The following is a 6,548-nucleotide window of genomic DNA, read 5'->3' as shown; positions in this document are numbered from 1 at the left end:
AGCGATAGCGTAGCCCGAAGCACGCCGACCTTGCCCACACAAGCGCAAGCGAAGTGTGGGCAAGGGCACGCCCAAAATGATAATCTATAAAAGATTTATACAATTTTTACATTTTTTAGTAATTTTGTAAAGTTATACAAACACAAAAGCATCATTTGTCCTACGATGGAAAACGACGAAATAGAAATTACACCTGAATTTAGCCAAGCTCTATCTATCTTAACTAATCCTATCTACAACTGCGTATTTATCACAGGAAAAGCAGGTACAGGTAAAAGTACACTATTAAAGTACTACATTAAAAATTGCGCTCCAAAAGATAAAACCGTCGTTTTAGCACCAACAGGTATAGCTGCTGTCAATATTGGCGGGCAAACTATACACTCATTTTTTGGTTTTCCACTCCGTATTGTAGTAGAGGAAGATATACCAACTTTGAACGAACAATCTACTACCTACAAGCTCATAAACACAGTTGAAGTCATTGTCATTGATGAAATTTCTATGGTACGTGCAGATATCTTAGACGCGATAGATACTTACCTGCGCTTGAACACCACTAAAGGCTGTATTCCTTTTGGGGGTAAAAAAATGATATTTTTTGGCGATGTATTTCAATTGCCACCTGTACTACCAGATAAACAAGAGGAACAGAAAGATTTATTAGAAAAATTCAAAAAACGTTATCCTAGTCCGTATTTTTTTGAAGCACAAGTATTTAAAAAACAACATATAGAAGTGTTTGAACTTCAAACTATCCACAGACAAAAGGATAAAGAATTTGCAGATATTCTTAACAAAATACGCATAGCTGATGTACGTTTTTTTAATGATCCCCACTTAGATAAGCTTAATCAACGCTATCAGCCTGATTTCAAAATAAATTTTAACGATGATAGCATAAACATACTGACAAAAAACCAAGATGTAGAGCATTTTAATAAAACAGGTATTGCTCAACTTAATGGAAAAAGCTATGTTTATCGTGGGATTATTCAAGGTCAATTTCCTTTGACTAACCTCCCTGCTCCTATGGAATTAGAACTTAAGGTCGGTGCAAAAGTAATGTTTTTAAGAAATAAACGTATGGCTCTTAATCTTTTATATAAAACCGATTGCGATGAGGGGGAAGAACCCTACGAAATTATTGCTAATACAGGCTGGCAAAATGGGACCATAGGGCGAGTAGAGTACTTAGACGAAAATAACATTGTAGTAAGCATCAAAGATGAAGAAAGCAGCTCAAACCGTTTGGTTATCGTGGAAAAAGAGGTATGGGAAAATGTTAAGTATGAGTATGCAGAAACAAAAGAGAATGATAAAATTGAAAAAAAAATTGTCGCTACTGTATTAGGAACATACAGCCAATATCCCCTCAAACTTGCTTATGCCATTACTGTACATAAAAGCCAAGGTATGACCTTTCAAAAAGCAAATATAGATGTATCTTCGGCTTTTGCAGATGGACAAGTATATGTAGCGCTAAGTAGGGTAAAAAGCTTGTCAGGACTTTGCTTGCTAGCCCCTGTACAAGCACAAAAAATTACAGTAAATCCCCGCGTAATGGAATTTTATGAAAAATACATTAAGAAAAAGTAAACTAACCTCCTACTTTTTTATACTTTTGAAACGTGAAACAGGTTTTCATTGGCTTGGGCAGCAATATAGGCAATAAACATAAACACTTACATACCGCTATTGGACATATTCAAGCTATACCTCAAACCACTTTGATAGCCGTTTCTACTTTCTACGTTACTCCTGCTTGGGGGAATATACATCAAGAGGATTTTTTGAATGCTTGTGTACAAGTGCAAACACTTTTAACTGCTGATACACTTATGCGATACTTGTTAGCTATTGAGGAAGGTATGGGCAGAGTACGTTCAGAACATAAATGGCAACCGCGTATAATAGACTTGGATATTTTAGACTACAACCAAGAAGTTATTTGCACGGATATTGTTACTACCCCACACCCCTACCTTGACCAACGCTTGTTTGCCTTGTTACCTTTGCAAGAATTATTTCCTGCATATATTCACCCTGTATTGCGAATTTCTATTCAAGAAATGATTGAAAACATTAAGTCAAATCCTTCAAGAGAGGCTTACAACCTTACGAAAAGTTAAGTTGATTCGCCCTTGACAGGATTTAGTTTGTTTGGGAATAGCGTGTTCCCAATAACGCTGGCAAGCACCTTTCATAACTAACAAGCTACCGTTTTCTAAACAAATAGACAGTTTTAGTGTTTTATCAAATCTGTGCCTGAATTTGAAAACTCTAGGCTGCCCCAATGAAACAGAAGCAATCACAGGGTTTAGACCTAGCTCGGGTTCATCATCTGAATGCCAGCCCATAGAGTCTTTTTCATTTCTATACCAATTGATAAGCACTGAATTAAATGTATGCTTACAAAACGCTTCTATTTTTCGTTTTAAGGTTTCTAATTCTGAAAACCATTTTTCCGGCTTATTGAGGATTCCAGAATAAGTGTATTCTGCGTCAGCATCACCATACCACGCGCTTAATCTTGGACAGAGGTAAGTTTTTCCAAATAACTTTATTTTTTGCTGTTGCCACTTAACTTTATTTACAAAAATTTGATAGTAAAAAACACATTCACTCGGGTCAAGAAAATATGGGTAATAATATACCTCTCCATCTCGGCAGAGTAAATTTTGCATTTTTATTCTTTGATGAACTTTATAGTTTGCTTGGCATTGTTTGTACTAGCAGTAACAACATATAAATTGTTGCTCAATCCAAAAGTAGGGATGGAAATAAAGTTATCATGAGTAATGCTTTGATAGACCACTCTGCCCAATACATCAGTAATGACAATTTCTTTTTTACCTTGTGTTTCTATGCTAACGTTGAGATAGTCAGACACAGGATTAGGGTAAATTTGCACTAAATTGTTGAGAGATTTTTCTTCATCAACAAAAATGATATCGCCTACACGGTTGATAATCCAGTTGTTTGGATCTACGATGATATTAGTAACTGTGCGATACGTTTTTATTTTGAATACATTAACATTAGCAGTTTGATACAGTTTTACGATAGTATCCCCTGTGGTAGTGATAAGTTTGTATTCTACTAAACCTTTGAACAGTGGAGTTTTAGCTGGTGCAGAGGTAGTTTGTATGACTGTAATTTTGAGCGTATCAGGGTGAGTTTTTACATACTTGACATTATAAGTAGGGTAGCCTTCACCAAAATACCATTGATTAAAAAAGTCTGTAAAATCTTTACCTGAAACTGTTTCAGCTACTTGCTTAAACTGCAAGCCTGTTGCTACGCTATCTTTGTATAAAGTTTGAAAATCTTTCAGAGTTTTGAAGAATAAAGAGTCATTTTGCATTTCAAAACGAAGATTATGAATAATAGAAGCCCCTTTTCGGTAGGTTAATCTACCATCAAAGATGCGATAGGTATTGAAGGATTCGGATAAGGGTACATATACGCTGCCGTCAGGTATTTTCATTACACGGTTATGAATAGTATCCATCAAAGCTTTTGCAGACATGCTCATCAAGGAAGGTAAAAATTCAGCCATTAAGTATTCCGAATAGGATGCGAAACCTTCATTTATCCAGATGTCGTTCCAAGTAGCACAAGTTACATTATTTCCAAACCATTGATGGGCTAGCTCATGTGCGGTAATAAATCCTTCAAAAAAGCCTTGTGTAGTCATTGTTTGGTGTTCCATACCTCCGTTGAAAGGTGCCATACAATGCCCGTATTTTTCTTTGTAAAAAGGATATAAACCAAATAGATCGGACATTTTTTCAAGAAAAGCTTTAGTTTTATCAATTTCAGACTTAAAAAAAGGTAAAGTTACAGGATTGTCATAAATAAAGTTTTGTATCATAATGGAGTCCCCTGCAAGTGCAGCAGGTTTTGCATATATGGTATAATCTACATAGCCTGTTATGGATAAAGAAATTAAGTAGTATGCGATTGGGTATTTAGATTTCCACTCATAGCGCTTTTTACCGCCTGGTAGGTTGGCTACATTTGTGAGTATTCCATTTGAACCTGCTTTATGTGCCGCATTTGTGGTAATAAAGACCCAACAAGAATCGGCTTTATCAGATAAAACCTGCTTGCAAGGAAACCATACTCGGGCGTTAAAAGGCTGCGACAAAGTGTAAGTTACCTGATTACCCCAAGTAGATGAAGTTCTGTTAAATATTCCCCCAAAAAACCCCGTAGGATTAGGAGGAGTACCATGGTAATATATCTGTGCATCAAACAAAGTATGTGCAGCTATAGAAGTGCCTAGTAGAACATAAACATGGTCATCCGCGTGAATAAAAGACTTGATATTACCGTTAATTTTGACTGAATCCACTGTCATGTTGCTAAGCAATTCCACCACAAAAGTATCCATAGTAACAGTAGCTTTTGCTTTTATAGTTACATTCCCTGATACAGTAGTGGAAGTGTTATATACTTCCAGGTCTAGAAAGTAAAACTTAACATCATACTGATGAACTAAGGGGCTTTGTGCATAAGTAATTTTGGCATTTTCAGTCAAAAACTTATCTACATATCCACACCTTTCTGTAGAGGTTTCAAAAGCATGTTGAGCATAAGCATAATTTGTTATGGCAAGCAAAAGAAGCCAAAATATATTTTGTTGCATAATCTATTGCACGGTAATTTTTCATTCAAAATTAAGACAAAAATTAACACAATTACTTCATCAATGTTTTTTACATTATTTTTAGTCAATTTTTACTTCTGAAATTGAAGTACGTTTCACCTCAATAATAATAAAAAGTTTGTTTAATTCAAAAACAGTTCGTATCTTTGTAAAAATTCATTCCTTATGAGAAAGCTAATACTTTGTACAGCTATTATTACTGTACTAAACTTGCTTAGCGTTCAAGCGCAAAGCACGTACCAGCCTGCCTTTATCAAGGGCACTAATATAGAAGAAGTTGTGTTGGGCGTGCTCAATTATGCTCCTGAAAAAATGGGAGTGTACAAAAACGCGCTTAATAGTTTGAGTGGCGTAGAGTTTATCAAGGTATGCCATAGCCAAAAAATATGGCTTTTGCATGTCAATAGAGATGTGCAAGCTAACAACACAGCCATTGAAAATGCTATCAAGTCCATTACGCCATCTGTTGAAATATACCACAAATGGGCAAATTTTGCAGATGTAGAATCTTTGTGTAGAGAAGAATTCCTTAAGCAATAAAAGTAGTCTAAAAACAATAAAAAATCTAATCCTAAACACTTATGAAAAAATCTGTATTCATAGCTTGCTTTTGTTTTATTTTAGGTTTGAGTTATACTCAAACCACACTGGTTGATCCAACTGCAGAAGGTGGGTTTGAGTTAGGTCCCACTTTTGCCGCTAATGGTTGGACTGTGGTTAACGGAGGTACAAACGAATGGTACGTAGGTGCAGTAGGTGTACCTTTTGCAGGTACAAGATGTGCTTATATCTCTAATACAGGAGGAGCTACCTATAACTATGATGTAAACTCTTCATCAGTAGTTCATTTTTACAGGGATATTTCTTTTCCTGCTGCAGAACCTAATATTCAACTTTCTTTCAGATGGAAAGGACAAGGAGAAGGTGGTTTTGATTATATAAGAGTTTATCTTGTACCTATATCTGTTACTCCTGTAGCAGGCATCCTACTTAGTTCTGGGCAAATAGGTGGTAATTTTAATCTTCAAGGCACTTACCAACTCGCCACCTTGAATTTACCCTGCAGTGCAGCAGGAACTACTATGCGATTAGTGTTCTCGTGGCGCAATGATGGCTCTATAGGCACACAGCCCCCTGGTGCTATTGATAATATTCAAGTTACTTCTGCCCCTGCACCTTGTAACTTAGGTGCAGGTGTAATCAATGTACCTGCTTTACCTTATTCCTCAGGCGCAGGTACTACTTGCGGACAAGGTGACGACCAGACTGGTAGTAATTCCGTAATTTGTGGTAATGGCAACTATTACGGGGGAGAAGATGTAGTTTGGGTATTTACCCCAACTGCACCAGGCGATGTAATTATTACACTTACTTCAAGTGGTACTTGGACAGGACTAATGTTATATCAGGGCTGCCCAATGAACTGCGGTACTTGTGTAGCCTCTGCTCAAAGTAGTTCAGGTAACAAAACTTTATGTGTCTCGGTTGTAGCGGGGCAAACGTATTACTTGATACTTGACTCATGGCCCTCACCTACTTGTAATCCATACTCTAATTTAAGCATTACGGCACCTTCTTCTTTATCAGTTGGATGTAACCTTAGCTATACTGTTTCTTCTATACCTTATGCCCCTGAAAGTTGGACTACAGGAACAAACGTCCCAGGACTTACCACAGATGACGTGTTTAGCTCTTCTTATGTTCCTATAAACTTTTCATTCTGCTTTGATGCTAATACATACACTCAATGTTTAGTATCCGCTAATGGGTATATTATTTTTGACCCTCCTACTGGCGCATGTAGCGCAAACATGCCTACTGGATCAAATGCAACCCCCGGTGGGTACTCAGGATGGAGCATAACCGCAAATAT

At 36.8% G+C, this 6,548-nt stretch carries 6 protein-coding genes; 4 read left to right on the top strand and 2 right to left on the bottom strand.

What is annotated here, in order from left to right:
- The first annotated feature begins 165 nt into the window (after positions 1–165).
- Both NZ519_10675 and folK read left to right on the top strand, forming a co-directional pair.
- The gene (locus NZ519_10675) at positions 166–1,599 is read left to right on the top strand and encodes an AAA family ATPase (protein ID MCS7029213.1); all 1,434 of its coding nucleotides are present in this window, start codon (positions 166–168) and stop codon (positions 1,597–1,599) included.
- Positions 1,600–1,631: 32 nt separating this feature from the next.
- A complete protein-coding gene (folK, locus tag NZ519_10670; GenBank protein ID MCS7029212.1) occupies positions 1,632–2,132 on the top strand; it encodes a 2-amino-4-hydroxy-6-hydroxymethyldihydropteridine diphosphokinase in 501 nt (166 codons plus the stop codon).
- Here folK and NZ519_10665 read toward each other — a convergent pair.
- Together NZ519_10665 and NZ519_10660 are read right to left on the bottom strand one after the other, a co-directional pair.
- A complete protein-coding gene (locus tag NZ519_10665; GenBank protein MCS7029211.1) occupies positions 2,100–2,687 on the bottom strand; it encodes an alpha-ketoglutarate-dependent dioxygenase AlkB in 588 nt (195 codons plus the stop codon). The two genes, folK and NZ519_10665, sit on opposite strands and share 33 nt — an antisense overlap.
- Before the next feature lie 2 nt (positions 2,688–2,689).
- Entirely contained in the window at positions 2,690–4,627 is a 1,938-nt protein-coding gene (locus NZ519_10660) for a M1 family aminopeptidase (protein ID MCS7029210.1), read from the bottom strand.
- Positions 4,628–4,840: 213 nt separating this feature from the next.
- Between NZ519_10660 and NZ519_10655 the strand changes: the two genes are divergently transcribed.
- Both NZ519_10655 and NZ519_10650 read left to right on the top strand, forming a co-directional pair.
- The gene (locus NZ519_10655) at positions 4,841–5,215 is read left to right on the top strand and encodes a hypothetical protein (GenBank protein MCS7029209.1); all 375 of its coding nucleotides are present in this window, start codon (positions 4,841–4,843) and stop codon (positions 5,213–5,215) included.
- 41 nt (positions 5,216–5,256) lie between these two features.
- The coding region (locus NZ519_10650) for a hypothetical protein (GenBank protein MCS7029208.1) at positions 5,257–6,548 on the top strand (1,292 nt) is incomplete at its 3' end.

Source organism: Bacteroidia bacterium (genome assembly GCA_025056095.1).
In the GTDB taxonomy this organism is placed as follows: Bacteria; Bacteroidota; Bacteroidia; order JANWVE01; family JANWVE01; genus JANWVE01.
The sequence above is the reverse complement of the archived record's forward strand: the minus strand, read 5'-3'. Positions and strand labels throughout refer to the sequence as shown.

Coding starts and splice junctions, on each gene's coding strand:
- NZ519_10665 (MCS7029211.1), bottom strand. CDS start 2,687: ATGCAAAATTTACTCTGCCGAGATGGAGAGGTATATTATTACCCATAT.
- NZ519_10655 (MCS7029209.1), top strand. CDS start 4,841: ATGAGAAAGCTAATACTTTGTACAGCTATTATTACTGTACTAAACTTG.
- NZ519_10675 (MCS7029213.1), top strand. CDS start 166: ATGGAAAACGACGAAATAGAAATTACACCTGAATTTAGCCAAGCTCTA.